This window comes from Tunturiibacter gelidiferens (genome assembly GCF_014201335.1).
GTDB classification, from domain to species: Bacteria; Acidobacteriota; Terriglobia; order Terriglobales; family Acidobacteriaceae; genus Edaphobacter; species Edaphobacter lichenicola_E.
Genome location: NZ_JACHEB010000012.1, coordinates 191,463 through 215,565 on the forward strand (window position 1 = coordinate 191,463; position 24,103 = coordinate 215,565).

Below are 24,103 nucleotides of genomic sequence, written 5' to 3' on the forward strand. Positions count from 1 at the left end.
CATGACCAATAATCGCACAGCTTCTAGTTCCGCAACCGTTGGCATCCTGGCCCTCCAGGGCGCCTACGAAGCCCACGCCAAAACCCTCGCCGCCCTCGACGTAACCACCCGCCTCATCCGCACCCCGGACCAACTCTTCACCCTCGAAGGAACCCCCAGCGTAGACGGCCTCATCATCCCCGGCGGCGAGTCCACCACCATGCTCAAATTCCTGGAGCGCAATGGCTTCCTCGAATCCCTCAGCTCCCTGGTCCGCACCCTCCCCACCTTCGGCACCTGCGCTGGCGCGATCCTGCTCGCGAACGACGTACAAAATCCCCCGCAAATCTCCCTCTCCGCCCTCGACATCACCATCGAGCGCAACGCCTACGGCCGTCAGATCGACTCCTCCATCCTCACCGCCCCCACCAAACTCCCCGGCGCCCCCCTCGAGATGGTCTTCATCCGCGCCCCCCGCATCACCCGCACCGGGCCCGAGGTCGAAACCCTCGCCACCCGCGACGAATTCCCTGTCCTGGTCCGTCAGGGCCATCTCCTCGCCGCCACCTTCCACCCGGAACTAGGTCACGATCTACGCGTCCACCAGCTCTTCCTCGACCTGATCGCCTCTCACAGGGTCCACTCTCACGCCACCGTCGATTCGTAGCCATCTTTACGATTTTTTTAGGCCGTCGTAACTATCATCGAATCATGCGCTCCGCCTCAGCTACGACGGATGTCTCGAACCCAGAGAGATCCGAAGAGGCATCCGTTCTCTTCGCTGACAGACGCAATCGGCTCGACAACGTAGTCCAGGCGATCGATCTCGGTCTTCTGGCGCCGCTCCTGGTCGGAATGGCCGCAGTCATCATCTTCGTGCTCAGCTACGCCTACCTCCTCCAAAAACTCGGTTAAAACACCAGAATCGCAGCCTCGCAGACAAAACCGCAGACAAGATATCCTGCATAGGTGATCTGGTCCCGCTTCACCAGCGCCGCAACACAACTTCCCTGGTCCTTGCCCGCAGACGCCAGCGCACACGGACCCGCGCTCGACCATCACCTCCTGCTCAACCTCTGGATCGCCCTGGCCCTCCTCGCCCTGGCCCATCTGATCCTCTTCACCGGCCTCCTCGCTCGCCGTCACTCTGCTCCAAACCATCTCTGGCGCATCGAATACCTGCCACTCGCCGCCCTCGCCCTGCTCTTCGCCACCCTCACCGTCAAGGCCGAACGTCTCTGGGCCGCCGCTCGCTACACCGGAGCCTCCCCTACAGCCCTCCAAGTCGAGGCCACAGGCGTCCAGTTCGCCTGGTACTTCCGCTATCCCGGCCCTGACGCCACCTTCGGCCTCACCCACCCCAACCTGGTAGCACCCGGCGAAGGCAACCCCCTCGGCGTCGACCCCAAAGATCCTCACTCCGCCGACGACCATGTCTCCTCCCAGCTCGTCCTCCCCGCCAACCGCGAGGTCGACCTCCGCCTCAACGCCCAGGATGTCATCCACGGCTTCTCCATCCCCGAGATGCGCCTCAAGCAGAACGCCGTGCCCGGCCAAACCATCCACCTCCACTTCACCCCCACCACCCCCGGCACCTACGCGATCCTCTGCACCCAACTCTGCGGCCTCGGCCACTACCGGATGAACGCCACGCTCCGCATCCTCCCGCCCGACCAATTCGCAAACTGGCTCGCCACGCAACAAAAGGCGGCCCAATGACCCCGCACTCCAACGTCCCCCCAACGCGATCCCACGGGCCACGCAAATTGACCCCTAAGCCACACCCCATACTCTCTCGCATCTTCTCCACCGATCACCGCACCATCGGAATCCAATACCTGATCCTCGCGCTCGTCTCGGTCATCATCGGCACAACCCTCTCGCTGCTGATGCGCATCCACCTCGTCTGGCCCGATTGGCCACTTCCACTGCACGGCCTCATCCTCCCCGAAGACTACCTCGCGCTAGTCACCATCCACGGCACGGTCATGCTCTTCTTCGTCCTCACCACTGCGCCCCAGGCCGGTTTTGGCAACCTCATCCTCCCCGCCCAGATCGGCGCACGCACCATGGCCTTCCCCGGCCTCAACGCCGCCAGCTTCTGGCTCACCGCCATCGCCCTCATCACCCTTCTCTGCTCCACCTTCGCCCCCGGCGGAGCCGCCATCTCCGGCTGGACTGCCTACCCACCTCTAAGTGCAGTCCCCAGCGCCGGCCCCGGTCAAGCCCTCGGCATGGATCTCTGGCTCGCCTCCATCGCCCTCTTCGCCATCGCCTCCACCGCCAGTTCCATCAACACCCTCACCACCATCCTCCGCAACCGCTGCCCCGGCATGACCTGGGAACGTCTTCCCCTCACCGTCTGGGGCTGGTTCACCGCAGCTCTTCTCAGCATCATCGCCTTCTCCGTCCTACTCGCAGCGATCTTGCTCCTCTTCTGCGACCGCCACGCCGGCACCAGCTTCTTCCTCCCCAACGGCGACCTCGTCAACGGCGTCCTGCACCAAGGCGGCAACGGCAGCCCGCTCCTCTGGCTCCATCTCTTCTGGTTCTTCGGACACCCCGAGGTCTACATCGCAATCCTCCCCGGCATGGGCCTCACCTCCATGCTGCTGGCGAACTTCAGCCACCGCCGCGTCTTCGCTTACCGCACCATGATCGTGACGACCCTCCTCATCGGCCTCCTCGGCATCCTCCTCTGGGGACACCACATGTTCGTCGCCGGCCTCAACCCGTTCGCCAGCTCTGCTTTCTCCATCTCCACCATGGCCATCGCGCTCCCAGCCGCCGCCAAAGTCCTAAGCTGGCTCGCCACCACCTGGCGCTCCCGCCCCTCATACAAAACCCCAATGCTCTTCGCCCTAGGCTTCGTCAGCCTCTTCATCACCGGAGGCCTCACCGGCCCCATCCTCGCCCAGCCTATCCTCGACGAGTACCTCCACAACACCTTCTTCGTCGTCGCCCACTTCCACCTCATCATGGCGATGGCCGGCATCTTCGGCCTCTACGCCGCAACCTACTACTGGTTCCCTCTCCTCACCGCCACCCGCAGCCACCCCGGCCGCCTCCTGTCCGAGCCGCTGGGCCACCTCCACTTCTGGTGCACCCTCATCGGAGCCTACGCGGTCTTCCTCCCCATGCACCTCACCGGTCTGGCCGGCGAACCCCGCCACTACGCCCAGCTCACCGGAATTCCCGGTCCTGGGGGCTCCCTAAGCCCAGCCGGCGCCTTACTCTCCCACACTCTGCCCCTAAACCGCTTCATCACCTACGCGGCCTTCTTCCTCGCCGCCGGCCAGCTACTCTTTCTCATAAATCTCGCACGCACTCTGTACAAAGGAAACTTCGCGTCGTCTAATCCATGGCAAGCCACCACACTCGAATGGCACCCGACCATGAATCCTTTCACCCCGTCATCCGCATCCGATACATCAGAGATTTCCGTCCACCGAATGCCATGCCACTATCAATCCAACAAGGTTGAAATTTCCTTCCTGCCGCAATGGGCACCCGTCTCTTTCGCTCAGGGCGAAATTGCAAATGCCACAGACTCAAAACCGGAGTAAGCTGTCCACAACGCGTCGACCCAGAGGGCAACTTCATGCCGGCTATCATCACTCCAAATAAAACTGAGCAGGAACGAAAACGACGCGTTGAAGATCACGACAACGGCGCAGGCCGCCGTCCACCTACCGACAAACGCACCGGCGGCGGTGGCGACAACGACAACTGGAACGAGCGTCCCCACGGTCGACGCGGCCCCTACGAGCGCCTCCATCGCTATCGCATGGGCATCTTCTTCGCCCTGGCCAGCGACCTCATGTTCTTCGTCGCCATCGTCAGCACCTTCTTCGTCAACCAGTCCACCGGCCACTTCGACGCCTACAACCACTACGTCAACGAATGGCTCCCCACCACGATCCCGCCCATCCTGTGGCTCAACACCGTCGTACTGCTCCTTAGCTCCGGCACAATCGAGTTCGCCCGCCGCAACATGTTCCGCGAAACCGACGTCATGGACGAGTGGCTTGGCCTCGGCAAACCAATCACCCGCCGCGCTCTCCCCTGGCTTTCCGCAACCATTGGTCTCGGCGTACTCTTCCTCACAGGTCAGTGGATTGCGTGGCGCCAACTGGCCCGCCAACACGTCTTCTTCAAGACCAACCAGAGCAGCCACTTCTTCTACCTCATCACTGGCGTCCACGCCATTCACCTTTTCCTTGGAATCGCCGCCCTTCTCGCCGCCTTCACTGGTCTCTACGTCTCTCGCCAGCTCGAAAACCGCCAGATCTTGGTCGACGGCGCCGCCTGGTACTGGCACGCCATGGGCCTCCTCTGGCTCTTTCTCTTTACCCTCCTAGTCTTCTTCCAATGAGCACCTTCAAACCGCGAAGAACTCTCATCACCGCCATTCTCTTTGCCGCGTCTCTCGCAAGTCCTCTACCCGCCCATCCCCAGGGCTGCACGCAATGCCAGGACAACACCGCCGCCACTCCACCTAAAACCCAGGCCGCCTACCGCCACGCCATCATTTTGATGACTCTCACCGCCGGCGGCCTCTTCGTAGGTACAGTCGCCCTCTTCAAACGCTATCGCTAGCCTCCCGCAACCTTTGAAAAAATCCCTTCGCCAGGAAGACCACCCGAAATGACACGCGAGCAGAGATACAAAGCCTTTCAAGCGCTTCATGAGCGCCCAGGAGCCTTCGTGATTCCCAACCCCTGGGATGCCGGCACCGCAAAGATTCTCGCCACGCTCGGCTACGAAGCTCTCGCCACCACCAGCGCCGGATATGCGTTCTCCGTCGGACATCGCGACTCCGCACCAGAAATAACCCGCGACGACATCCTGCAGAATGCCGCGGTGATCGTCAAAGCGACTGATCTTCCCGTCTCAGCTGACCTTCAGAACGGATTCGGACATTCGCCCCACAGCTGCTCCGAGACCATTCGATTCGCCGCCGCAGCCGGACTCGCCGGCGGATCCATCGAAGATGCCACAGGTGATCCATCCGACCCTATCTATGAGCTGCAACACGCGACAGACCGGGTCGCGGCAGCATCTGAGACGGCCAGCCGCCACCAATTCTTCCTGACCGCACGAGCAGAAAACTTCCTTCACGGCAAACCCAATCTCGAAGACACCATCCGCCGCCTTCAGGCCTTTGCCGACGCCGGTGCTGACGTTCTTTACGCGCCCGGACTCCCCACTCTCGACGCAATCCGAGAGGTCTGCGCCTCCGTCTCCAAACCGGTCAACGTCCTAATGGGGCTGAAAGGAGCGACCTTCTCTGTTGAGCAGCTCGCCACCGTCGGAGTTAAAAGAATCAGTGTAGGCGGAGCCTTCGCCCGCGCCGCTCTCGGAGCATTTCTACGAGCAGCACGCGAAGTGAAAGATCATGGCACTTTCAACTTCGCGTCCGACGCCGTCCCCAGCTCCGAGATGACGCGTTACATGGACCATAAGCGCTCGACTACGTAAGTTCACAAACTCACTCCCAATGCAGCAAGTAAGCGGCTTCGCGTAGTCGCCAATTCAGCTAAGCACACCTTTGGCACGCTCGGCCTTCATCGCACGCATGTACCAGTCAAACTCATCAAAGAACTTCCCGCTCTTCTCTGCCAACTCCTGCGTCAGAGCAACTCCCTCTTCGCTCAGGGAACTCCCAACAGACGGAATCGGCTGAAGCGAAGGAATCGTCGGCATCCCCACCTCTGGCAGCAGCGCCCGCAACTGCATCGCCGCACGCACGCCGCCATAGGGTGTGGCCGAATAGCAAACGATCGCCGATGGCCTGAAGAAGTACTCCTCCAAAAAATAGTCCAGCAGATTTGTCATCCCTGGAGGAATCGAGTGGTTGTACTCCGCGCTCACCACGCAAAAACCATCCGCCCGCGCATACAGCTTCGCTAACGGAGCCAGCTTTTCCCGCAACTTCTCATGCTTCGCGGAAGTATCGTTCTTAACCTCTTTCCACATCCTGTCCAGCAGCGGTAGCTTCAACTCCGCCGCATCGACAAGCACGGCCTCGTGCCCTCGTTTCTCCAATTGAGCCACTACCCACTTGGCGGCACGCTCACCCATCCGGTCGCTCCGCACAGACCCCAACAACACCGCAACCACCATCAAAAGTCACCTCAGGACGTGAGATGCACCTATGCCAACCCAGTTGTCGCCCGCTGCAAAAAACTCAGCGAGCTTTCACCCAAGTTTTAGAAACGCACAATTTATTTTTGTCCCACCGATTTGAAAGGCCACTCACAAAGACACAACAGACGACAGCGCAAACTCACCTTCGCGCTCGCGTGACATCAAAAAAAGACGCCCGACTTAGCGTCCTTTTTTCGCTGCCTTCTTGATTACCTTCTTCGCCGGAGCATGTTTGACCGCAGCCTTCTTTGCAGGAGCTTTCGCAGCCACCTTCTTTGCCGGCGCCACCTTCTTGGCCGGTGCAGCCTTCTTAGCCGGGGCCTTCGCTGACGCCTTCTTCACCGCCGCCTTCTTTGCCACAGCTTTTGCCGGAGCCTTCTTAACCGCGGCCTTCACCGGAGCCTTCGCAACAGCTTTCTTCACCGGAGCCTTGCTTGGAGCCTTCGCTGGAGCCTTCTTCGCCACAGCCTTCACGGCCACACTCTTGGCAGCAACTTTCACAGGAGCCTTTGCGGCGGCCTTCCCATTCGCCGCAGCACCATTCTTCGAAACTGGTGCAACCGGCTTCACAGGCGCCACAGCCTTCTTTGCGGGAGCTGCAGCCTTTGCCCCAGCCCCATTCTTAGCCAGCACCGGAGCACTCGCTGAAACCTCATCCGAACCGGAAGCGGCGATCGCCTCCACGCCCTCACCATTCTCTTCCACCGCCGCCTTCTTGCGGCTCTTCGCAGGCTTGGCATCCTTCTTCGCCGCACGCGGCCTGCGCAGATGAACCGGAGGAGGAGGTGCCGGTGGCGAATACGGTTCAAGGTAGGCCTTCATCTCCTCAACCGTCCCCAGCTTCCCGTCCATCAGCTCAAAGAAAAGCTTATCCAGCAATTCGTTATATCCCGGCAGCTCAGGAACGATCCGCATCTCCTGCATCAACGTGTAAGGCAGCTTCTGCTTCGCCTGAGCCCACTCCGTAAAGAACCCCTTGAACTTGTTCTGAATCCCCGCGTTCTTCGACGTATGTGCCACCCAAAGAATCGACTCCGGCTTAGCCGAATGTAGCAACTTCCACGCCTGCGACGGCGTCGCCGCTCCCTTGCCCGAAAACTCCGTCGCAAACGCCTTCGCTTCATCCTCCAGCGCCTCGATCTCGGCCACAAATCCCTGCCGCGCGAAGCTCTTCTTCAGCGCCGCGATGTCCTTCGGAGCCATCTTTGCCGTCAAATATGGGAAGTTCGCAACCGACGCCTCAGGATGGATCCCCTGCATCTGCAACTGCCCCTGCACTTCGCGCAGCTTCTCCAACTCCGTTACATTCGCCTTAGCGGCCGACAGCGCCGGGAACAGATGCTTCACCCACCCCTCCGCCTCCAGCTTCGTCAACACCCGCAGCGGATCCTCCTCATGGAAGATCTCCTCTGTCTCATACCCGCGATGGAACTCGTCCATCGCCGAGATGTACCCCTCCTGCTTCCCAGTCTCATATCGCGCCTGGGTCTTCTCATCCATCTGCCAGCTCAACCGCGCCATCAGCCGCGCAGCCCGAATCATCCTCACCGGATCTTCGATAAATCCATAGTTACTCACCAGCCGCAGCTCGCGATTCTCGATATCCGCGACCCCGTTCAGCGGGTCCATCAGCAGCCCGTACGATCCGTCGTTCAACGAGAGCGCCATGGCATTCGCGGTAAAGTCGCGCCGCCGCAAATCATCCAAAATCGTCGCAGGCTTGACCACCGCCTTACCCGGCTTCGGATAAGTGACCGTCAAAGTGCTGCCAATCTCCACCCTCACGCCACCGGGAAACCGCACATAGAGCGCCTGTCCCGCTTCCGACTCGCCGGTGATGACGCCATGAGCTTTCTCTATATCTTTCTTGAGTTTGAGGGCATTACCCTGAACCACGACATCCAGATCCCGCACCGGCGATCCGCTGGTCATATCCCGTACCGCGCCGCCCACCAAAAACACGGTAAGTCCTTTGGCACGAGCTACTTCACGGACTGCCAGCAACGCGGCGCGTTGCGCATGAGAAAGGCGATTTTCGAGCAGGTAGATGTAGTCGGCCATAACTGGTACTTTTACTCCAAGCCGGTTCAAACCGGGACACTTCAACCCGTCAAAGCCAAGCTAAGCTACGACGAATCAAGCGTTTATAATGGTGAGCACAGGTAAACGCAAAAGGCCAATGTAACACAGCGTTAGCGAATTGACTACTCTGAATGCACCTTTTTCGTTGCTCCAACCCCTGGTATGCGACAATCCGCGAGTCCTTATGTCCTCTGCACACAAGAAGGTCATCGTCCGCCGCCTCACCAACGAAACCCTCCCCGGCTACCTGCCGCTAGCCGGCTTCGTCCGTAACCACACTATCGACCTGCTCGACCTGAGCGGCCGAGTCATCCCCCTCGCCCTCAACGACATAAAGCACATCTGCTACGTCCGCGAATTCAACCTGAACGACACATCCAACCCCGAGCGCCTCACCCGCCGCACCTTCCTCGCCAAGCCGCGCACCGAGGGCCTCTGGCTCCGGCTCACCTTCCGTTCCGGCGACCTCCTCGAAGGCCTCGCCCCCATCGACCTCACCCTCACCGACGACCTCATCCACGACGCCGGTCTCCAACTCACCCCTCCCGACGTCCGCTCCAACACCCAGCGCATCTTCGTGCCCCGCACCTCGATCACTGAGCTTCAGCTCCTGGCCGTCATCACCTCACCCTCCCGCCGCAAGCCCCTGCCCGCCTCTTCAGTCCCCAGCCTTCAGGAAGACCTCTTCACCAACCTCATCCCACCCAACACCCGCCCCAACTGAAAACTCCGGCTCTAGGTCTGTCATTTCTACCGAGGCGGGATGGCTTTCTCGCCCGCGCAGCGGAGAAACCCGCTGTTTGCCCAGGGCACACGTTCTAGTCTTCTACAATCTTCCCCATGCAATCTCCCGCGAAGTCCATCACCCTGGCCGAACTGGCCGACAATCTTGGAGCCACCCTTAACGGCGATCCCTCAGCCAGAATCACCCAGGTAGCCGGCATCGAAACCGCCACCCCCGGCGCTCTCGCCTTCGTCGCCAACCCCAAGTACGCCTCTCTCGCCCACACCACCCAGGCCACCGCCGTCCTGGTCGAGCCCGACTTCCCCCAGATCTCCGCGGCCACCCTCCGCCTCAAAAATCCCTACCTCGCCTTCGCGCGCGCCATTGAGCTCTTCTATCAGCCCCCTGCCTACGCCCCCGGCGTCCACCACACAGCCGGCATCGCGCCAACTGCTACCATCGGAGCCAACGCCCACGTCGGCGCCTACGCCGTCATCGGCGACCACGTCACCGTCGGCGACAACGCCATCATCCTCCCTCACGTCGTCCTCTACCCCCACGCCAGCATTGGCGACAACTTCTTCGCCCACGCCCACGCCATCGTCCGCGAATACTGCAAGCTCGGCGACGACGTCACCCTCCAGAACGGAGCCATCGTAGGAGCCGACGGCTTCGGCTTTGCCCGCCAATCCGACGGCACCTGGTACAAGATCCTCCAATCCGGCCCCGCCATCCTCGAAGACAACGTCGAAATCCAGGCCAACGCCTGCATCGACCGCGCCTCCATCGGTGAAACCCGTGTGCACGCCGGCGCCAAGATCGACAACCTCGTTCAGGTCGGTCACGGCTCCACCGTAGGCGAAAACACCCTCCTATGCGCCCAGGTCGGCCTCGCCGGCTCCTCCATCATCGGCAAAAACGTTATTCTCGCCGGACAGGTCGGGGTTGCCGGCCATTGCACCATCGGCGACGGGGCCATCGCCACCGCACAAAGCGGAATCCCAAACGACGTAGCCCCCGGAAAGGTCGTCAGCGGCTATCCTGCCATCGACAATCGGCAATGGCTTCGTTCCGTCGCTCTCTTCAATCGCCTCCCCGAACTCTTGAGGGATCTAAAGTCCAAACTAAAATAACCATCCAGCTAGTGACCTCCTCGTATATAACTCTAGAAGCACTTGGGGGTAGAACGATGACGGAACCTCCCGAAAGTCTCAGTAACGGCTTTACCGAAATGCAAAGCACCACAGCACAACCCGTTCGCGTACTTCTGCTTGATGACGAGCCCACCAATCTCCACCTCCGCGCCGCCATCCTGCGCCAGCACGGCTACGAGGCCGTTCCCGCCGCCACCATCGAAGAGGCCACTGACCTCTTCAACAACATCGATATCGCCGTCCTTGACTACCATCTCGGTGCAGGCCAGTTCGGCACCGAAGTAGCTGCTCTCCTCCGCCGCCGCCGTCCCCACGTTCCCATCATCATTCTCTCGGCTACCATCGACCGCTACTTCGGCGGTGTCGAAGACATGCATCTGCTCAAAGGCCATAGCTCAGTCGAAGATCTCCTTGACGCTCTCAGCTCGCTCGAAGCCAAACGCCGTGGCGCACCCGTCGTCGTCGATGCCCGCGACTTCTTTTACTCCCGCATCGCCATGGCCATCGGCTCCGATGTGCTCGTCCAGATCTTCGACGAGAACGGCATCTGGCAGTATTGCAACGACAGCGTGGCCGAATACCTCGGCCAACCCCGCGAGTGGTTCATCGGCCGCAGCGTCTACGAGGAGATGCGTCCCTTCATGCGCGACTGGAGCGACGTCCTCCAAACCGTCTGCCTCACCCGCGAAACCTACATCGATCGCACCCATCGCGGCCTGCTGGCCCAACCCCGCCCGCAAGAACCGCAGCTAACCTGGAGCGTCCTCGCCTTCCCCATCACCCTCCACGACAACCGCTCCGGAGCCGTCCTCACCGCCCGCATCCTCGACAAGCCCACCCGCACCTCCGAGCTTCTCCCTTTCATCTAGGCAGATAGCCGTTCGAGCCGCGCAAAACCGGGTTTTTTTGCACAAGCTTGGTTTAGCATGGCTGTCGTGAGCACAGTTAAGAACTCCACGGAAAAGAAGCGGCTCAGCTTAGAACTGGATCGGCGGAATACCTATGGAGAAAATAGCAAGTCCAGCCGTAAGGCGATTCCTAAGGGGAAACAGCGCCAGCATATGGACGTGCGCCGTAGTGCCGGAGAGGTATTACGGCGGCTGAAGGGAAATGTGCCCGAAGATGGTTTGGACAACGCGGAACTGCTGGTCAAATCCCGCGTGGCTCTCAGCAAACGCCGAGAGTTCAAAAAGTCGCCTGACAAACCTCTTAGGGTCGTCCTTGCGAAGAAGGGCAAGTGGGGTTAGTCGATCGAAGCGGACGGCCCTTTGTCGCGCGCAGTCTGTCCGCTGCGGCCGGTCCAACTGGCCAGATCATCCCACCCCATCACCCTGCTAACCTTGAACTCTATGCGTCCTCTGTCCGCGCTCGTCCTTATCACCAGCTTCATCACCGTAGGTTGCCACTCCCCTTACGTAGCTACCACGGTCAGCAATCGCACAGGACATCCCATCGAACTCCTCGAGGTCGACTATCCCAGCGCCAGCTTCGGGACACAAAACCTCGCCCCCGGCTCCGACTTCCACTACCGCTTCAAAGTTTTAGGCTCGGGCAGCATGAAGCTGCTCTATACCGACAGCGCCCATCAAGACCACAAAGCCAATGGCCCCTTCCTCAAAGAAGGAGCCGAAGGTTTGTTGTCCATCGCGATCACTCCCACCGGAGTCTTCTGGCAACCCGACACGACCGTTACGTCAGGCAAATAGCCTGGTTCAGTCTAAATTTCCGCCTTGCATTTCGGTCGCGACTTCTAGCGAGCTGTGCCGAACCGCATGCTTGTGAGCCCGGTGCATCAAAACCACCACAGTACCCAGCGCCAATACCACAAATAACATTGCAAAAACGACTACCGTCATAACTTAGAGCCCTCCGCTGCAACCGCTTTCCGCAGCGCGCAACATAATAGGCTTTCCACACTTAAACTGGCAATATATTTAGCGGCGAAATGCTCCAATCGCCCCTACACAGAGATATCCCACTGGCTCGCATCCGACAGAAGCCATTACTTATCCACGCCTACCGCGAGTGAAATCCGGAAGCTCGTCCATGCGTGGCCGGAGCAGCATTTCCAGCGTCTCCGCTGTGTCCTTTGCGTCTCTGATCTCTCATCATCAACGCGATCACTCCGCCCACTACCAGTAACGCAACGATCATTGCAACAAAAGCGATGGTAAGCATCTCATCCTCCCGCTTTCTCCAGCAGGCGTGCAACACAAGCCACAGCATTCTCCAGCCAGTGTCCTGCTCTGCTCACATAAGATGACGTCTACATCATCTGCGATAAGCTGAAAGTTATGCCCCGCGGATATTTCATCACCTTCGAAGGCCTCGACGGCTCCGGAAAGACCACCCAACTACGCCGTCTCGCCACCTCTCTCGAGTCCGAAGGCCACACCGTCGTCACCCTCCGCCAACCCGGCGGCACAACCCTGGGCGACCGCATCCGCAGCATCCTTCTTGACTCCCGCTCCGAGGCCGCCCTAGGTCCCATCGCCCCCGCCGCCGAGATGGCTCTCATGTTCGCCGACCGCGCCCAGTCCATCTCCGAGATCATCCTCCCCGCGCTCGCCGCCGGCTCCATCGTCCTATGCGACCGCTACACCGACTCCTCCGAGGCCTATCAAGGCGGAGGCCGCCAGCTAGGCAGCGAGCGCATCCTCGTCATGCACGCCGCCGCCTGCGACAACCTCCAGCCCGACCTGACCCTCCTCCTTCTTCCGTCGCTCGAATCTTCCCTACGCCGCGCACGCCGCCGCAACCAGCGCCACGTGGAAAAACAAGGCACCGACGAAAACCGCTTCGAGCGCGAGCCCGACGACTTCTACCGCCGCATCTACGACAAGTACGAAGAGATCGCCGCCCGTGAACCCCACCGCGTCGTCCCCATCCGCGACGATGCTTCCATCGACCAGATTCAAGCCTGCATCCAAAAGATTGTCGCCGCCCGCCTCGACCCCGCCAAAGCCTAGCCAGTCTTCTTTCCACCTCGTCAATGCTCCCAACCCCGGCCCGCCGAACTGTGTTCTCCTCGTCTAAGAGAACAACGAAGGCGAAGCAATGACCACCCCCACTCTCGAAGCCCCACCCGAACCAATCCCCTCCGTCACCTCGCCGCGCAAGGGTGGCAAAGGCCGCATGCCACCCGGCCTCAAGCACTCGCTTCCCTTCTACTCCTTCAAGCCCTGGGTCAAACTCGGCAGCCCCATCCTCCTCTTCGAGCATCTCCTCAAGACCTATGGCAACATCGCGCATTATCGCTTCCTCGGCACCCCCATCGTCTTCATCAACGACCCCGAGTACATCCGCGAGATCCTAGTCACCCAAGCCAACAGCTTCGTCAAAGAGCGCACCGTCCGCCGCATGAAGGTCCTTCTCGGCGAAGGCCTCATCACCTCCGACGATCCCATCCACATGCGTCAACGCAAGATCGCCGCGCCCGCCTTCCATCGCCAGCGCATCGCCGCCTATGGCGACCAGATCGTCGCCAGCGCCGTACATCAGCGCGAAGCCTGGCGCCCAAACCAGCACATCGACATCTCCGCCGCCAGCATGCAGCTCTCGCTCGAGATCGTCGCTCGCACCCTCTTCAACACCGAAGTCACCGCCGACATCCGCAGCATCAACGACGAGGTCAACACCATCATGGACCTCTACAACTTCATCGTCGCCTTCCCCAAAATCGAATCCTTCATCCACCTCCCCATCCCCGGCATCATGAAGTTCCGCCGCTCGAAGGCCCGCCTCGACGCCGTCGTCGATCGCCTCATCCACGAGCACCGCGAAGCCGCCGCCCGTGGTGAACCAGATCGCGGAGATCTCCTCTCCATGCTCCTCGCCAGCAAATACGAGTCCGACGACCCCACCAAACAAACCGGCATGTCCGACGAGCAAGTCCGCGATGAAGTCCTCACCATCTTTCTCGCCGGCTACGAAACCGTCGCCAACGGCCTTGCCTGGACTTGGTATCTCCTCAGCCAAAATCCAGCCATCGAAGCCAAACTCCACGCCGAACTAGACGCAGTCCTCGGCACCGGCCCCACCCAACGCCTCCCCACTCTCGCCGACTACCCCGTCCTCCGCTACACAGAACAAGTCTTCGCCGAATCCATGCGTCTCTACCCACCAGCCTGGGCCATGGGCCGCATGTCCACCAAGCCCATCACCCTCGGCCCTTACACCATCCCCTCCGGCGCGCACTTTTTCTTCAGCCAATACATCATGGGACGCGACCCCCAATACTTCCCCGACCCACTCCGCTTCGACCCCGACCGCTTCACCCCCGAGAACAAAGCCGCCCGCCACAAGTTCACCTACTTCCCCTTCGGCGGAGGCAGCCGCCAATGCATCGGCGAAAGCTTCGCTTGGATGGAAGGTGTCTTCAGCATCGCCACCCTCGCCCAACGCTGGCGCATGAACTACCTCGGCACCACCCCACCCGAAGTCCAGGCCAAGATCACGCTTCGCCCGCGCGACCCCCTCATGATGCAACTCATCCCTCGCTGATCCCGCAAAAATCAATCCACCGCAACAATCACACTCGAAGCCTTGAACGCCGCACACACCTGCTCACCGAGGTGCAGCGCCAGTCGGTGCAGACTGCCGTCCGTAATCACACCGGTAAGCACCTCCCCGCCCTGCAGCCTGATCGACACCTCATCGTTCACGCTGCCTTCGTGAATCGTCTCCACCACGCCGCACAGGATATTTCGAGTACTGATCTTGCTCTTGTCCATCTCCTTCCCCACGATGATCCAACTGGCCTTCACCAACGCCCAGGCCTTCATCCCCTCTTTCAACCCCATCGCCTCAACGCTGCCATTCGTAATCACCGCAACGATCTCACTCCCCGCTTCGGTCGCCAGTATGACCTCGGAGTTCACCGCGCCCGTTGTAATCTTGCTAATCGTCCCCGCCAGCGTATTGCGCGCACTTGTCTTCATCCCCATGCACCTCGCCACCATCCTATCCAAAACTCAAAAAGCCCATCCACACGGCCAACTTTCCTCCGATCTCCCGGCTCCAACCACACACACATGCAAAATAGAACGCACGCACGAACCCTTCTGCTTGCTCTCACACTCGCGGCGTCTTCCTTCAACGCCCAACCCCCGCCCACCTCTCCCGAGCAGACTCTCTTCCAACTCACCAACCGAGCCCGCGCCGCGCACAACCTGCCGCCGCTCCATTGGGACAACGCCCTAGCAGCCGCAGCCAAAACTCACGTCCAACGCGTCCGCAACGAACCCGGCGAACTCCTCCATCAATACCCCGGCGAACCCGACCTCACCACTCGCGGCGCACAAGCTGGAGCCCACTTCACCACCATCGCCGAAAACGTCGGTCGCGGCACCGACGTCCCGCTCATCCATCAAACCTGGATGAACAGCCCCAGCCATCGCGCCAACATCCTCGACCCCAATCTCAACGCAGTCGGAATCTCCGTCGCGGAAAATCACAGCCTCTACTCAGCCGTCGAAGACTTCTCTCGCAGTGCGACGGTCCAATCCTTCGACTCACTCGAAAAACGTGTCTCCCAGATCCTGCTTGAGCACGGCATAGCCCCAGCCGATTCGAACGCCGACGCCCATCAAACCTGCACCATGCAAAGCGGAGCCGCAGGCTCTCCCAAACTAGTCGTCCAATGGGACGGCCCCGACCCGACTCTCCTGCCCGACGCTCTCCTCCGCGCCATCGCCACCGGCAGATACACCACAGCCGAAGTCGCAGTCTGCGCCAGCAAACAACCCCAGTTCACCACCTACAACACAGCCGTGCTCCTCTACTGATTCACGCGACCAACGGGAGCGCCACCCAAAGGAGTACACAAGTCACGAAGTGACCGCCGCCCGCGCAGGGCGCGCACCAGGTTCTCAAAAAATAATCCGCATACGAGCATTCAACAGAACAGTGGTATAGCTCTTCGCCGCATACATCGGATGAATCGACACCTGCACATCGGGCCCGATCTCCATGCTCTTCGTCATGCGAATTCGATAAAACGTCTCGACGATACTCTCGTGTCGCTTCCCCGCACGCGTCGGTTGAATGTAGTTGAACGCCGTCCCAAACATATCGCCCCGCCGGCCAAACGGGCTAACATTCGTCAGTCCTATCGTGTCGGTCTGTCTGATCGCGGTTCCCGTCTCCGTAGCGAATCCATACCGGCCAAACGGTGCCCAGCCATTCGCGTACTCATGATCAAAACCAAACGCGACACCATGGCCGCTTCCTGAACTCTTCGTATCGTCACGCCATCCCCCAACACGCAGCTTCAAATATTTGCTCCCGGGCGCACCGTCAAACCAGCCGAACTCCACGCCCTCAAGAAATTTCCCCTGCGCCATCGTTCCGATCCCTGTGTATTGTGAACCGATGGTGTCAATCGCCAAAGCGTGCATATAGAAGTGGTGGGTCATCTGAAAATCAACCGCTCCTCCACCCGCATAGGTGCCATCCGAAGCAATCGCAAGATTGCCGTCGTTCTCTCCATTCAGAAACTGCGTTCTCTCATCGTTGTTCAGAAAGCTCAGACTGACAAACTGATTCGGATGCAGCTTGCCCGCATAAAACGACAATCTCTTATGCATGAAATCCTGTCGCCAATAAAGAACGTTCACGGTGATTGGCCGTTGCGCCCCGCCCCCCTGAAGGCAATTCAAAAAAATCCCCGATCCCAGCTGGTCGCTCAGGTTGAACTGCTGGCTCATCCCGATATTGGTTCCCGAACGCACCAGCAGCGCAATCGAGCCAGCCGTGCTTCCGTGCTCATACACCGCCCAGTTTCCCGTAAAGTCCAGCCGTCCGCTTATCTGGTCATGACGCTGTGCCGTATCAGGTATCACCGTCGCATACTGATTGAGAAACGTATACGTCGCTCCGAATCGAAGCCGCGCACTCATCTCCAGCCAGCTCCAACCCATGTCCGCCGACTTGGTAACGAGCCTGAAAGGATCGGTCTGAAAGAGCGGATCTGCCGGCACCAACCCCAGCGCCGCCACAGCCGAGTCCAGCTCCTGCGGGTACCTCTCGAGCGGCTCGTTGATTGCCGGCTCAGACTGCGGCTGGTACTGGACCGTCTCATCGGTAGCACCCGGCCTGACGATCTTGATGTTCTGTCCCAAAAGGTCGGTGAACGCTCCCATCAGAATCAACGCGATTGTCTTACGTACGTGCTTTCTGACGTTCGCACAACTCCTTAGCGACTCGCTGGCCTTGTTCTTCTAAAAGTGACTGCCGACTTGATGCGCCGCCGCCATCATCGGGGGCATCAATCTTCGCCGGGAAGTCTGCGGATTAACAAACCCGATAGTTAAGCGTCGCAAACGCTGTCAACTCCCCAAACCTTTGGACACAACGCAAAACCCGCTAACCAAGCGCCTTTTAGAGCCTCACCAGTTTGACGTATTACCCCTCTTCCAACGGGTATCATAGAGACAGGAGATCACTCTGGAAAGAACCCGATTCGGAGCCTTTCTCTTCAAAGAAGAATCCCGACGAAGGTCCAGACTTAACCTTCATAGACCGAATACTTTAGCACCAAACAGTACCACCCGGGTGACCATCCCGAACCTGCATCGAACGTACGCCTGAGGAGGAGGCCAGAAAGTCGTGATCACACCAACCGCTCTGCCCGCCACCTTCAACGACTTCCTCGGCAACAGCACCGCCATCGAGCACCTCCGCACCGCCATCGCCGCCGGCCGCCTCCCCCACTCCCTCATCCTCGCCGGCCCCAGCGGAGCAGGAAAATACACCCTGGCCCTCATGCTCACCATGGCCGTCGAGTGCCAGCGCCAGCCCCGCGACCTCTGGTCCAACGGCGTCTCCCTCGCCAGCTTCTGCGGCGTCTGTCACAACTGCACCCGCATCGCCAGCGCAGCCAACCTCGGCGACGAGATCGACAAAGCCGTAGCCGCCCGCGAAGAGCTCCGCGAGACAGACAAAAAAGAAACCCGCGTCCTCGTCCAGCCCCACCCAGACGTCCTCATCGTTCCACCCGACCCCCCGCAGCTCCTCATCAAACTAGGCCAGATCCGCACCGTCATCCAGCGCTCCCACTACCTCCCAAGCGAGGCCCCACGCAAGATCTTCATCCTCACCGCGGCCAACATGATGAAGGAAGCCGCCAACTCCCTCCTCAAAGTCCTCGAGGAGCCACCCGACACCGTCCACATCATCATCCTCGCCGAAAACCCCGGTGAACTCCTCCCCACGATCCGCTCTCGCTGTGCAACCGTCCGCCTCGGCGCTCTGCCTGTCGAAGAAATCGAGATGCTCCTCGCCGACCGCCGCACCGATGTACCGCCCAAACAGCGCACCCTCATCGCCCGCCTCGCACAAGGCGCCGCCGGCAAAGCCCTCGGCTTCGACCTCGAAGCCTACACCGCCGCCCGTGCCGACGCCCTCCTCTTCCTCCGTAACGCTGCCGCATCCAGCAGCGGCACCGCAGAATCAGACCACACCGCCCTCTTCAAGATGACCGAAACCTATCGCGCCGGAGCCGAAGGCCAGCAAAAAACATCCGCTCTCCTTCGCACCCTCTCGCTCCTACTCGAAGATCTCCTGCTCCTCGGCGCAGGCACCCCCGAACTCCTCCGCAACACCGACCTCCGCCCCGAACTCGACCGCCTCAGTGCCACCCTCAACTTCGCCTGGATCGAATCCGCCTCCCGCGGCCTCGATCAGGTTCAAAGCGGTATGCGCCGCAACCTCCTCCGCAGCCTCTCTCTCGACGCCTTCGCCGGCCAACTAGCCGCAAGATGAGCAAGCACGACTCTCCCGCTGAGCGCGAAACGCTGCGCCTCTCAACCAGCCCGCAAGACATCACCCGCGCAGCCGAGATCCTCCGCAACGGCGGCACCGTAGCCTTCCCCACCGAAACCGTCTATGGCCTCGGAGCCAACGCGCTCGACCCCAACGCAGTCGCCAACATCTTCCTCGCCAAAAACCGCCCCCACTGGGACCCCCTCATCGTCCACGTCAGCAACCGCGCCATGCTCGACGAGGTCGCCACCGTATCCGACCGTGCAGAGCGCCTCATCAAAGCCTTCTGGCCCGGCCCCCTCACCCTTCTGCTTCAGCGCACCGAAAAAATCCCCGACGCAGTCACCGCCAACCGCCCCCTCGTAGGCGTCCGGATGCCGGCCCACCCCCTCGCCCAGGCGCTCCTCGAAGCCACGGGCCTTCCCCTCGCAGCACCCAGCGCCAACCGCTTCGGCCACACCAGCCCCACCACCGCAGCTCACGTCCTTCAGGATCTCGATCACCGCATCGACGCAGTCATCGACGGCGGCGCAACCAGCGTAGGCGTCGAATCCACCGTCCTCGACCCCAATCCGTCCCCCATGGTCCTCTACCGCCCCGGGGCCATCACCCCCGCCATGCTCGAATCCATCGCCGGCCCCGTCACCATCTACACCGCACCCCAGCAGACCACCTCCACCCCGCAAAGCCTGCCATCTCCCGGTGTCGGCATCCGCCACTACGCCCCCCGCGCCCGTCTCATCCTCGTCGACAACGAAGCCGATCTGAACTCCCACCTAGCTGCCACCGAAGGCCGTATCGGAGTCATGCTCCCGCAAGGCTGGACCATCCCAACCAGCCACGTCGAAGTCTTTCGCTGGAGTTCTATAGAAGACCCCACCGCCCTCGCCCAAACTCTGTTCGCCGGCCTCAGAGATCTTGACGACCGCGGCGTCACCACCATCCTCTGCCCTCTGCCCAAACCCGAAGGCCTCGGCCTAGCCATCCGCGACCGTCTAAAAAAAGCCGCAAAAACAAACTAAAGTACACGTTTTTCACCGAGCTCCCGCCGTATACTCCCCCCATGAAGAACTCTGAGATCGAACTCAAGTTTCCCGTCCCTGATCCAGAAGCTCTCCAAACCCGCCTCCCACAACTTGGCTTCCAACTCGTCACCCCACGCACCTTCGAGCACAACACCCTCTACGACACTCCCAACCGTGACCTCCGCGCCCGCAGGCAGATCCTCCGCCTCCGCCAGTACGGCGACAAATATACCCTCACCCACAAGCGTCTCCCCGACGAGCAAGCCCCCGTCGATACCACACGCTACAAGATCCGCATCGAAACCGAGACCACCCTCAGCGACCGCGACGCCATGGCCGAGATCTTCCAGCAACTAGGCTATGCCCCCGCCTTCACCTACGAAAAATACCGCACCGAGTGGTCTCACTCAGCAGACACCGGCATCACCGCACACCTGGTCCTCGACGAGACCCCCATCGGCACCTACGCCGAACTCGAAGGCCCCACCGCCTGGATCGACCAAACCCTCGTCGCACTCCACATCGACCCGGACACCTGCCTCACCGACAGCTACGGCAAGCTGTTCCTCGACTGGAAACAACGCACCGGCAGCCCCGCCGAAAACCTCACCTTCGCCGAAATCACCCCGCCGGTACTCTCCCTCCGCTAAAGCCTCCCTCACCTCCGCCGATACAACCTCTGTACCCCGGAGGTTTTCCTTGGCAATCCCACTTCGCTCTTCGCGCCCCCTTCTTCTTGCCGGAAGCGTTGCCCTCTGCGTTGGCACTGCCTTCGCTGGCGATGTTCACCGCGCAATCGTCTCCCGCACCGCCCCAGCCTATCCAGAGCTGGCAAAGCGCATGCACGTCGGCGGCAAGGTCGTCCTTCTCGTTTCCGTCAAAGCTGACGGCACTGTTTCAGGCACCAAGGTGGAGTCGGGCCACGCCCTCCTCGCGCCCGCAGCGCAGGACGCCGTCACTCACTGGCGCTTCGCTCCAAACTCTGATGCCACCGAATCCGAAGTTGAAGTCAACTTCAACATCGACGGTCAATAACCAAGACATACCTCGCAACCGAAACCACCGTCGGGATCAATCCGACGGTATCTGCCAACGCTTTAAATCGACCTACTCTCTAACTTCGCTCCGAGGTCCTCATGCAACTGCAGTCGAAGATGTTCCTGATGACTGGCGCTATCGTCGCCACTACCGTTCTCAGCGCAAGTATCGCCCACCGATACATCGAAGAGGCCAACGTCCTGTCGAACATGGTCACGGAGAACCGGATCCCCGTCATCATGTCCAGTCGCGACATCCGCTCGCACTTCACCGACACCGTTCGTCTGCTTGAGTCCTACATGCTCTTCGGCATTGATGCGAACTCCTCCGCAATCTATCGCAAGTCGCGACGCGATGAGTTCGAGCAGGCCGAGAGCTCGCTCGCCCTGCTTCATCAGCAGACTTCGCACTTCGATCTCGGCTCCGACGCCCCACGTCTAATTGCCCTCGACTCCGATCTAGCCGCGCTCAAGACACTCGAAGAGAAGGTTGAGACCCTGAACGAATCGAAGACTCCCCAAGGCTCCGCTGCAGCCTACGACACCCTGCAGAACCAGATTCTGCCTCTTGAAAAAAGCCTCTTCTCCAACATCACCGAGATCGCCCAGTCGCAGACCCGCCTCGCCAACGATGAGCAGGCACAGCTCCGCGGAGCCAACCACTTCACTCTCATCGTCCTTTGGCTGGGCACCATCATCGCCTCTCTCATCGGCATCACGGTATCGGTCTACCTCGGACGAAAGATCGCCTATGCCCTGAACGTTGTCATGCAGCGTGCCGACGCCATCGCCGCAGGCGACCTCAGCGGCCAGCCCCTCGCCCTCGACACCACCGACCAGACCGGCGCTCTCGCAAACGCAGTCCAGAAGATGCAGACCAATCTCGCCGGAATCATCGGAACCCTCGCCGAGACCGTCTCCACCATCACCGGCAGCGCCGCCACTATGGGCTCAGCCAGCGACCAGATCCATCGCCGTATGGACCAGCAGAGTCAGCAGACCCAGCAGGCCGCCACCGCCATGCAGGAGATGTCTGCCTCCATCGCCGAGGTCTCCCGCCACACCCAATCCGCCGCAGAGACCGCCCGCAGCGCCGCCGAAACCGCACGCGAAGGCGGCACCATCGTCAAGCAGGTCCTCGGCAGCATGCACTCCATCGCCACAGCCGTCAGCGACACCTCCGCCACCGTCGGCCTCCTTGGTGACGACTCTCGTCGCATCTCGCAGATCGTCACCGTCATCGATGAGATCGCCCGCAAGACCAACCTGCTAGCGCTCAACGCAGCCATCGAGGCCGCTCGCGCAGGTGACCAGGGCCGCGGCTTCGCCGTAGTCGCCGGAGAAGTCCGCCGTCTCGCCGAGTCCACCGCGCAGGCTACCGGCGAGATCGCCAGCATGATTCAGGGCATTCAGGATCGCACCCTCACCGCCATCGCCAGCATGGAGAGCGGCACCGGAACCGTACAGCAGGGCGTCATCACCACCAACCAGGCAGGCGAAGCCCTCGAGCGCATCATCGGTATGGCCGAGCGCGTCGATCGCATGATCGCCCAGATCGCCATCGCCGCGTCCCAGCAAACCGCCGCCGCCGATCAGTCCAGCGCCAGCCTGCACTCGATCCACTCCCTCAGCCACGAAAATCTCACCGAGATGGCCACCACCGCGGCTGGAATCGAATCGCTCCGCTCCACCGCCGTCACGCTCGAGCAGCAGGTCGACCGCTTCAGCCTCAAATCCGCACCGGACTCAAGACTGGTTCGCGTCGAGAGCAGCACGAAACGTCATGCCACCTTCCAACCCGCATAAACAACCGCATCCTCCCCAAAAGCGAAGAGGCCCGCACACAGCGGGCCTCTTCGTTTAGCAGAGAACAACCTTAGAAGATCTGGAAGTTGACCTCAACGTTCAGCTCGACCAGAACAGGCCTTCCGTTCTCCATCGCCGGCTTGAACTTGTACTGTCTCACCGCTTCCATAGCCTTCTCATCCAGACCCATTCCAACGCCGCGAATCACGTGAACGTGGCTCGGATTCCCGTTGGTATCGACCCATAGATTGACCAGAACGTTTCCGGCAACCTTCGCCTTCCGAGCTTCCTCAGAAAACTCCGGCTCAACCGAGAAGATCAGCACCGGAGCCGAAACCCCTCCACCAATTCGCTTCGGTCCACCACCGGTATTTCCACCCGAGCCCGGCCCAAGCCCCGAACCGTTGCCCGATCCAAGACCAGTGCCCGTGCCGCCGCCGCCCGAATATGGCCCAATGATCGGCGAGTTCGGAACTCCGACCTGCGGCAAGTTGCTGGCCATCTTTACATCCTGCTGCACTTCAATCGTCGGGTCGATCTTGATCTTGGGCTCAACCAGCGGAGGCTTGTTCGGCGGAACTATCTGAGTATCCGCGAACTTCGGAGGAGATCCCTTAACCACCGGAGTTGGCCCTTTTTGTCCACCGCCTCCGCCCATCGCCTGAGCCCTTGGCGGAGCCTGCGGGGGAACGGAAAGTTCCGTCACCTGCATTGTCTTGACCGGAGCTGAAAACTGAACCTTCTTCGCCAGCAGAAACGCGATCAGCAGAATAATCAACCCGTAGATGATCACCGCGGAGGTCGTCGCAATCGGATTCTGCTTCGTCTTCATCCGATCGACGACAGCGATCGGCTTCGATTCCAGGACCAGAGGCGGCAGTTTTACCGGGAAAAACACATCCCGAATGCTGCTCCCAAGGGATGCAAAGACTCCCTCCTCCTCGATAACCATGTCGCTGTCAACTGGCTTCGACTCCAACTGCAGCGGAGCCTCATTTGACTTGCTGAACGCGTCCCGAAGGTTCGCAAAGAACGACGTCCACATGGACCCATCGGTCTCTTCGTTCAACTTTGGAGCATCTGCCGGTCGCAGGGTCGGAGCCTGTCTCTCTGGGTCTATCTGCGGTGGTGGTGTCAATAAACTATTCGCCATAAGCTGTTTCGCCTCGGTGCAGTAAGCCGCAGCCTCCGCACACCACTTCCAAAAATCATGACCGCCCTGAATCTACTGCTCTTCTTACGTTCCAAATGCCAGGTCGGTTCTCGCCCGGCTCTGGCAACAGCACCTGATTGTTAACATTCTACAAACATTCGCCAACGGGCGCTCGTTACCTTGGACGCACGACACCATGCGAATGTCTCCTTGCCATCCTATGTACCACC

Annotated in this window: 26 protein-coding genes; 20 read left to right on the plus strand and 6 right to left on the minus strand. The window is 60.5% G+C overall.

Annotated elements, in window-relative coordinates; all coding sequences use genetic code 11:
- The first annotated feature begins 1 nt into the window (after nt 1).
- Genes pdxT through HDF14_RS21790 form a run of 7 tightly spaced genes read left to right on the plus strand, consistent with a single transcriptional unit; the run spans nt 2 to nt 5,460 of the window.
- Nucleotides 2–646, plus strand: coding sequence for a pyridoxal 5'-phosphate synthase glutaminase subunit PdxT (pdxT, locus tag HDF14_RS21760; protein WP_183980859.1), 645 nt, complete (start codon nt 2–4; stop codon nt 644–646).
- A 44-nt stretch (nt 647–690) separates the two neighbouring features.
- On the plus strand, nt 691–894 hold the full coding sequence (locus HDF14_RS21765) for a hypothetical protein (RefSeq protein WP_183980860.1): 204 nt from the start codon (nt 691–693) through the stop codon (nt 892–894).
- Between the two features lie 54 nt (nt 895–948).
- Entirely contained in the window at nt 949–1,698 is a 750-nt protein-coding gene (locus HDF14_RS21770; protein ID WP_313899658.1) for a cupredoxin domain-containing protein, read from the plus strand.
- A complete protein-coding gene (locus HDF14_RS21775; RefSeq protein ID WP_183980861.1) occupies nt 1,695–3,545 on the plus strand; it encodes a cytochrome c oxidase subunit I in 1,851 nt (616 codons plus the stop codon). Before HDF14_RS21770 ends, HDF14_RS21775 begins: the two co-directional genes overlap by 4 nt.
- A gap of 35 nt (nt 3,546–3,580) precedes the next feature.
- On the plus strand, nt 3,581–4,354 hold the full coding sequence (locus HDF14_RS21780; protein WP_183980862.1) for a cytochrome c oxidase subunit 3: 774 nt from the start codon (nt 3,581–3,583) through the stop codon (nt 4,352–4,354).
- A complete protein-coding gene (locus HDF14_RS21785; RefSeq protein ID WP_221304809.1) occupies nt 4,351–4,578 on the plus strand; it encodes a copper resistance protein CopC in 228 nt (75 codons plus the stop codon). Before HDF14_RS21780 ends, HDF14_RS21785 begins: the two co-directional genes overlap by 4 nt.
- A gap of 48 nt (nt 4,579–4,626) precedes the next feature.
- Nucleotides 4,627–5,460 carry an isocitrate lyase/PEP mutase family protein gene (locus HDF14_RS21790; protein WP_183980863.1) on the plus strand — a complete coding sequence of 278 codons (834 nt, stop codon included), beginning with the start codon at nt 4,627–4,629 and terminating at the stop codon, nt 5,458–5,460.
- A gap of 54 nt (nt 5,461–5,514) precedes the next feature.
- On the opposite strand, the gene HDF14_RS21795 is transcribed toward HDF14_RS21790, so the two are convergent.
- Both HDF14_RS21795 and HDF14_RS21800 read right to left on the minus strand, forming a co-directional pair.
- The gene (locus tag HDF14_RS21795) at nt 5,515–6,105 is read right to left on the minus strand and encodes an NADPH-dependent FMN reductase (RefSeq protein WP_183980864.1); all 591 of its coding nucleotides are present in this window, start codon (nt 6,103–6,105) and stop codon (nt 5,515–5,517) included.
- Nucleotides 6,106–6,309: 204 nt separating this feature from the next.
- On the minus strand, nt 6,310–8,190 hold the full coding sequence (locus HDF14_RS21800) for a CCA tRNA nucleotidyltransferase (protein WP_183980865.1): 1,881 nt from the start codon (nt 8,188–8,190) through the stop codon (nt 6,310–6,312).
- A gap of 205 nt (nt 8,191–8,395) precedes the next feature.
- Here HDF14_RS21800 and HDF14_RS21805 point away from each other — a divergent pair, with 205 nt between their 5' ends.
- From HDF14_RS21805 to HDF14_RS21825, 5 genes are all read left to right on the plus strand, one after another.
- The gene (locus tag HDF14_RS21805) at nt 8,396–8,935 is read left to right on the plus strand and encodes a DUF6982 domain-containing protein (RefSeq protein WP_183980866.1); all 540 of its coding nucleotides are present in this window, start codon (nt 8,396–8,398) and stop codon (nt 8,933–8,935) included.
- 137 nt (nt 8,936–9,072) lie between these two features.
- Nucleotides 9,073–10,068, plus strand: coding sequence for a UDP-3-O-(3-hydroxymyristoyl)glucosamine N-acyltransferase (lpxD, locus tag HDF14_RS21810; RefSeq protein ID WP_183980937.1), 996 nt, complete (start codon nt 9,073–9,075; stop codon nt 10,066–10,068).
- A 56-nt stretch (nt 10,069–10,124) separates the two neighbouring features.
- A complete protein-coding gene (locus HDF14_RS21815) occupies nt 10,125–10,958 on the plus strand; it encodes a response regulator (protein WP_183980867.1) in 834 nt (277 codons plus the stop codon).
- A gap of 66 nt (nt 10,959–11,024) precedes the next feature.
- Nucleotides 11,025–11,336 (plus strand): hypothetical protein, encoded by a 312-nt coding sequence (locus HDF14_RS21820; RefSeq protein ID WP_183980868.1) that lies wholly within the window; start codon nt 11,025–11,027, stop codon nt 11,334–11,336.
- 102 nt (nt 11,337–11,438) lie between these two features.
- Entirely contained in the window at nt 11,439–11,795 is a 357-nt protein-coding gene (locus HDF14_RS21825; protein WP_183980869.1) for a hypothetical protein, read from the plus strand.
- A 310-nt stretch (nt 11,796–12,105) separates the two neighbouring features.
- Here HDF14_RS21825 and HDF14_RS21830 read toward each other — a convergent pair whose 3' ends face one another.
- Nucleotides 12,106–12,267: a hypothetical protein gene (locus tag HDF14_RS21830; RefSeq protein WP_183980870.1), complete on the minus strand. Its 162-nt coding sequence runs from the start codon at nt 12,265–12,267 to the stop codon at nt 12,106–12,108.
- A gap of 116 nt (nt 12,268–12,383) precedes the next feature.
- On the opposite strand from HDF14_RS21830, the gene tmk reads away from it, so the two are divergent.
- Nucleotides 12,384–13,058, plus strand: a complete 675-nt coding sequence (gene tmk / locus HDF14_RS21835; protein ID WP_183980871.1) for a dTMP kinase — start codon at nt 12,384–12,386, stop codon at nt 13,056–13,058.
- Between the two features lie 88 nt (nt 13,059–13,146).
- Nucleotides 13,147–14,592 (plus strand): cytochrome P450, encoded by a 1,446-nt coding sequence (locus tag HDF14_RS21840; RefSeq protein WP_183980872.1) that lies wholly within the window; start codon nt 13,147–13,149, stop codon nt 14,590–14,592.
- A gap of 11 nt (nt 14,593–14,603) precedes the next feature.
- On the opposite strand, the gene HDF14_RS21845 is transcribed toward HDF14_RS21840, so the two are convergent.
- Entirely contained in the window at nt 14,604–15,029 is a 426-nt protein-coding gene (locus HDF14_RS21845; protein WP_183980873.1) for a TOBE domain-containing protein, read from the minus strand.
- A gap of 93 nt (nt 15,030–15,122) precedes the next feature.
- On the opposite strand from HDF14_RS21845, the gene HDF14_RS21850 reads away from it, so the two are divergent.
- Complete coding sequence (locus HDF14_RS21850; protein WP_183980874.1) at nt 15,123–15,875, plus strand: CAP domain-containing protein; 753 nt, start codon at nt 15,123–15,125, stop codon at nt 15,873–15,875.
- 84 nt (nt 15,876–15,959) lie between these two features.
- On the opposite strand, the gene HDF14_RS21855 is transcribed toward HDF14_RS21850, so the two are convergent.
- Entirely contained in the window at nt 15,960–17,231 is a 1,272-nt protein-coding gene (locus HDF14_RS21855) for a carbohydrate porin (protein WP_183980938.1), read from the minus strand.
- Between the two features lie 469 nt (nt 17,232–17,700).
- On the opposite strand from HDF14_RS21855, the gene HDF14_RS21860 reads away from it, so the two are divergent.
- From HDF14_RS21860 to HDF14_RS21880, 5 genes are all read left to right on the plus strand, one after another.
- Nucleotides 17,701–18,852, plus strand: coding sequence for an ATP-binding protein (locus tag HDF14_RS21860; protein WP_183980939.1), 1,152 nt, complete (start codon nt 17,701–17,703; stop codon nt 18,850–18,852).
- Entirely contained in the window at nt 18,849–19,874 is a 1,026-nt protein-coding gene (locus HDF14_RS21865) for an L-threonylcarbamoyladenylate synthase (RefSeq protein WP_183980875.1), read from the plus strand. The genes HDF14_RS21860 and HDF14_RS21865 overlap by 4 nt, the downstream gene beginning before the upstream one ends.
- 41 nt (nt 19,875–19,915) lie before the next feature.
- A complete protein-coding gene (locus HDF14_RS21870) occupies nt 19,916–20,527 on the plus strand; it encodes a class IV adenylate cyclase (protein ID WP_183980876.1) in 612 nt (203 codons plus the stop codon).
- A 49-nt stretch (nt 20,528–20,576) separates the two neighbouring features.
- A complete protein-coding gene (locus HDF14_RS21875; protein ID WP_183980877.1) occupies nt 20,577–20,912 on the plus strand; it encodes an energy transducer TonB in 336 nt (111 codons plus the stop codon).
- A 101-nt stretch (nt 20,913–21,013) separates the two neighbouring features.
- On the plus strand, nt 21,014–22,720 hold the full coding sequence (locus tag HDF14_RS21880) for a methyl-accepting chemotaxis protein (protein ID WP_183980878.1): 1,707 nt from the start codon (nt 21,014–21,016) through the stop codon (nt 22,718–22,720).
- A 70-nt stretch (nt 22,721–22,790) separates the two neighbouring features.
- On the opposite strand, the gene HDF14_RS21885 is transcribed toward HDF14_RS21880, so the two are convergent.
- Nucleotides 22,791–23,873, minus strand: coding sequence for an energy transducer TonB (locus tag HDF14_RS21885; protein ID WP_183980879.1), 1,083 nt, complete (start codon nt 23,871–23,873; stop codon nt 22,791–22,793).
- Nucleotides 23,874–24,103 lie beyond the last annotated feature (230 nt).

Excerpts from the sequence above, each read along its gene's own strand:
- HDF14_RS21840 (WP_183980872.1), top strand. The coding sequence starts at position 13,147 with ATGACCACCCCCACTCTCGAAGCCCCACCCGAACCAATCCCCTCCGTC.
- HDF14_RS21825 (WP_183980869.1), top strand. The coding sequence starts at position 11,439 with ATGCGTCCTCTGTCCGCGCTCGTCCTTATCACCAGCTTCATCACCGTA.
- HDF14_RS21785 (WP_221304809.1), top strand. The coding sequence starts at position 4,351 with ATGAGCACCTTCAAACCGCGAAGAACTCTCATCACCGCCATTCTCTTT.
- HDF14_RS21880 (WP_183980878.1), top strand. The coding sequence starts at position 21,014 with ATGCAACTGCAGTCGAAGATGTTCCTGATGACTGGCGCTATCGTCGCC.
- HDF14_RS21830 (WP_183980870.1), bottom strand. The coding sequence starts at position 12,267 with ATGCTTACCATCGCTTTTGTTGCAATGATCGTTGCGTTACTGGTAGTG.
- HDF14_RS21855 (WP_183980938.1), bottom strand. The coding sequence starts at position 17,231 with ATGGGAGCGTTCACCGACCTTTTGGGACAGAACATCAAGATCGTCAGG.
- HDF14_RS21800 (WP_183980865.1), bottom strand. The coding sequence starts at position 8,190 with ATGGCCGACTACATCTACCTGCTCGAAAATCGCCTTTCTCATGCGCAA.
- HDF14_RS21865 (WP_183980875.1), top strand. The coding sequence starts at position 18,849 with ATGAGCAAGCACGACTCTCCCGCTGAGCGCGAAACGCTGCGCCTCTCA.
- HDF14_RS21870 (WP_183980876.1), top strand. The coding sequence starts at position 19,916 with ATGAAGAACTCTGAGATCGAACTCAAGTTTCCCGTCCCTGATCCAGAA.
- HDF14_RS21775 (WP_183980861.1), top strand. The coding sequence starts at position 1,695 with ATGACCCCGCACTCCAACGTCCCCCCAACGCGATCCCACGGGCCACGC.
- HDF14_RS21845 (WP_183980873.1), bottom strand. The coding sequence starts at position 15,029 with ATGAAGACAAGTGCGCGCAATACGCTGGCGGGGACGATTAGCAAGATT.
- HDF14_RS21790 (WP_183980863.1), top strand. The coding sequence starts at position 4,627 with ATGACACGCGAGCAGAGATACAAAGCCTTTCAAGCGCTTCATGAGCGC.
- tmk (WP_183980871.1), top strand. The coding sequence starts at position 12,384 with ATGCCCCGCGGATATTTCATCACCTTCGAAGGCCTCGACGGCTCCGGA.
- HDF14_RS21850 (WP_183980874.1), top strand. The coding sequence starts at position 15,123 with ATGCAAAATAGAACGCACGCACGAACCCTTCTGCTTGCTCTCACACTC.
- HDF14_RS21805 (WP_183980866.1), top strand. The coding sequence starts at position 8,396 with ATGTCCTCTGCACACAAGAAGGTCATCGTCCGCCGCCTCACCAACGAA.
- HDF14_RS21765 (WP_183980860.1), top strand. The coding sequence starts at position 691 with ATGCGCTCCGCCTCAGCTACGACGGATGTCTCGAACCCAGAGAGATCC.
- HDF14_RS21780 (WP_183980862.1), top strand. The coding sequence starts at position 3,581 with ATGCCGGCTATCATCACTCCAAATAAAACTGAGCAGGAACGAAAACGA.
- HDF14_RS21795 (WP_183980864.1), bottom strand. The coding sequence starts at position 6,105 with ATGGTGGTTGCGGTGTTGTTGGGGTCTGTGCGGAGCGACCGGATGGGT.
- HDF14_RS21815 (WP_183980867.1), top strand. The coding sequence starts at position 10,125 with ATGACGGAACCTCCCGAAAGTCTCAGTAACGGCTTTACCGAAATGCAA.
- HDF14_RS21885 (WP_183980879.1), bottom strand. The coding sequence starts at position 23,873 with ATGGCGAATAGTTTATTGACACCACCACCGCAGATAGACCCAGAGAGA.
- pdxT (WP_183980859.1), top strand. The coding sequence starts at position 2 with ATGACCAATAATCGCACAGCTTCTAGTTCCGCAACCGTTGGCATCCTG.